Genomic DNA, 2,562 nt, shown 5'->3' with positions numbered 1-2,562 from the left:
GGCTGGACCCGCGCCGCGGCGTCGGTCAGCGAGGTCCGCCAGTCGACGCCGACCACCGTCGCACCGGCGGCCGACATCGCGCCCAGCAACTCGGCGGTGCCGACCCCGAAGTGCGTCATCGGCACGCCGTAGTCGGCCAGCGCGGCGAACACCCGCGCACTGTGCGGCAGAACATGTTGGCGGTAGTCCGCCAGCGATAGCGTCCCCGCCCAGGAGTCGAACACCTGAATCGCATCCACTCCCGCGTCGAGCTGGACCCGCAGGAACGCGATGGTCAAATCGGCCAGCTTGCCCATCAGCGCATGCCACGTATCGGGATCGGCCAGCATCATCGCTTTGGTGCGGGCATGGTGCCGGCTCGGGCCGCCCTCCACCAGGTAGCACGCCAGCGTGAACGGCGCCCCCGCGAAACCGATCAAAGCGACGTCCCCGAGCGCGGCCACCAGCAGCGAAACCGCCTCGGCCACCGGCTGAACAGCTTGCGACTCGAGGGGTTTGAAAGCCGCGACGTCGGCAGCGGTACGCACCGGCGCCGCGATCACCGGTCCGACATCAGGGACGATGTCCAGCTCGACGCCGGCGCCGCGCAGCGGCACCACGATGTCGGAGAACAGGATCGCGGCGTCGACGCCGTGGCGTCGGATCGGTTGCAGGGTGATCTCGCAGATCAGCTCGGCGTCGAAGCAGGCCGCCAGCATGCTGTGCTGCTCGCGCAGCGCCCGATACTCCGGCAGCGAGCGGCCGGCCTGCCGCATGAACCACACCGGGACCCGGTGCGGTTTGCGGCCACTGGCCGCGGCCAGATACGGCGACCCGGGAAGGTCGCGACGAATAGTCATCGGGCTCAATGCTGCCACGGCGCGGCGGTGACCCACCCCCGCCGACAGGGAAGTGTGCGCGCCGCCGTTTTGGGGAATGTGCCGATACGGGCGGCCGGCGGGTCTCCGCTTGGATGGCAGGAAAGGAAGCGGTCGATGTTGCTGAAGGAGAAATCAGGAACTGCCGGAGATGTGGTCGGCGAAGTCGAGTACTTCATCGATCGGGCATTGCGCAACGTCGCTCATGGCCGCTTCGAACGGTCGTTGTCGGGACTGACGGCGTTCGCGGCGTTGATCACAACGGCCGAAATCTACCTTGAGCACTACAAAGCCAGCTTCGGCAACAAATGGATGTGGAGTCCGATCGTGGTGACCCCGCCGGTGGTTGTTGCCGGGGTAGGCGGAGTGTTCTCGAAGCGCTGGGCCAAGCGGTGGCTGCCGATCACCGCCGGGGTGTACGCGGCCAACGGGCTGATGGGCCAATACCTGCATATGCGGGGGGTGGCACGGCGGCCTGGCGGCTGGCGGCTGGCCAGCTATAACGTGCCGATGGGGCCGCCCATCGCCGCGCCCGGGCTGATGAGCATCGTCGGCGGTATGGGCTTGCTGGCCGCGATCTTGCGCCGCGAGAAGTAAGGGGCTCACCGATGCGCGACATCCCCAGCGGCCGCCACCTGCCGCACCTGCGCCCTGACGGCAAGCCGCTTCACCCGTCGTGGTTGCCGCGGCAGCGTCGCGGCGTCACGCCGCAGATGATCGGCCGATACCCCGACTTCGACGTGCTCTCCACCGTCGACACATGGGACGAGGCCACCAAACGGGTGGTGCTGTCCCGACTCGAGGAGCCCGGCCCACTGCGGTTCTTCGACTCCTCGCAAGAGCCGACGCTGCGCGCGTTCTGCGACACCGTGTTGGCCCAGGAGAGCGACCCCCGCATCCCGGTCGCCGAGTTCGTCGACGCCAACCTCGCCGACGGCGAGCTGGACGGGTATCAGTACGCCGACATGCCCGACGACCGCGACACCTGGCGGCTGGTGCTGAGTGGTCTGGACGAAGCAGCCCGCGACGCCGGCGCCGACTCGTTTGCGGCCGCTGACCTGGCAACCCGCGAATCGGTTGTCGGGCGGTTCGCCGACGGGCAGCTCTACGGCGGCAGTTGGGGGAAGTTGGACGTCACCCGTGCGTGGTCGGTGGTGATGCGAATGGCGCTGTCGGCGTTCTACAGCCACCCGTGGGCATGGAACGAAATCGGGTTCGGCGGCCCGGCCTATCCCCGCGGATTCATGCGGCTCGGCGGAGTCGGCATCCGCGAACCGTTCGAGACACCCGGCGCCACCGACGAAGACCCGGTCAAGACCGTCAACGAGGAAAAGCTCGATGGGTGACTTCTGGCGCGGACTGCTCAAAGGCGCGGTGACGCCGACCGACAACGATTCGCGGTTTCTGCTCGACGTGCACTCGCGTGATCTGCCCGGTGAGGCCACCATGCGCCGCTACCACGACGACGAAGAAGTCGATTTGGTCATCGTCGGCGCCGGCGCGGGCGGTTCGGTGCTGGCGCAACGGCTGGCCCGCGCCGGCTGGCGGACAGTGATCCTGGAGGCCGGACCGTTCTGGCATCCCGACGAGGACTGGGTCTCCGACGAAGCCGGGTCGCACAAGCTGTACTGGACGCAGAAGCGGATCATCGGCGGCTCGGACCCGCAGCAACTGGGCAAGAACAACTCCGGGCGCGGGGTGGGCG

At 68.3% G+C, this 2,562-nt stretch carries 4 protein-coding genes; 3 read left to right on the top strand and 1 reads right to left on the bottom strand.

The window, feature by feature from the left end; genetic code table 11:
• Positions 1 to 839: uroporphyrinogen decarboxylase (gene hemE, locus ACFE99_RS24820; protein WP_375489495.1), on the bottom strand; the 839-nt coding region annotated here is incomplete at its 3' end.
• 135 nt (positions 840 to 974) lie between these two features.
• Between hemE and ACFE99_RS24815 the strand changes: the two genes are divergently transcribed.
• The 3 genes from ACFE99_RS24815 to ACFE99_RS24805 all read left to right on the top strand — a co-directional run.
• A complete protein-coding gene (locus tag ACFE99_RS24815) occupies positions 975 to 1,454 on the top strand; it encodes a hypothetical protein (RefSeq protein WP_375489493.1) in 480 nt (159 codons plus the stop codon).
• 11 nt (positions 1,455 to 1,465) lie between these two features.
• On the top strand, positions 1,466 to 2,203 hold the full coding sequence (locus ACFE99_RS24810) for a gluconate 2-dehydrogenase subunit 3 family protein (protein ID WP_375489491.1): 738 nt from the start codon (positions 1,466 to 1,468) through the stop codon (positions 2,201 to 2,203).
• Positions 2,196 to 2,562: NAD(P)-binding protein (locus ACFE99_RS24805; RefSeq protein WP_375489489.1), on the top strand; the 367-nt coding region annotated here is incomplete at its 3' end. The genes ACFE99_RS24810 and ACFE99_RS24805, both read left to right, overlap by 8 nt.

This window comes from uncultured Mycobacterium sp., from assembly GCF_964249325.1.
GTDB lineage: Bacteria > Actinomycetota > Actinomycetes > Mycobacteriales > Mycobacteriaceae > Mycobacterium.
Note: the sequence above shows the minus strand (reverse complement) of the source record. Positions and strands in the feature narration are given on the sequence as shown.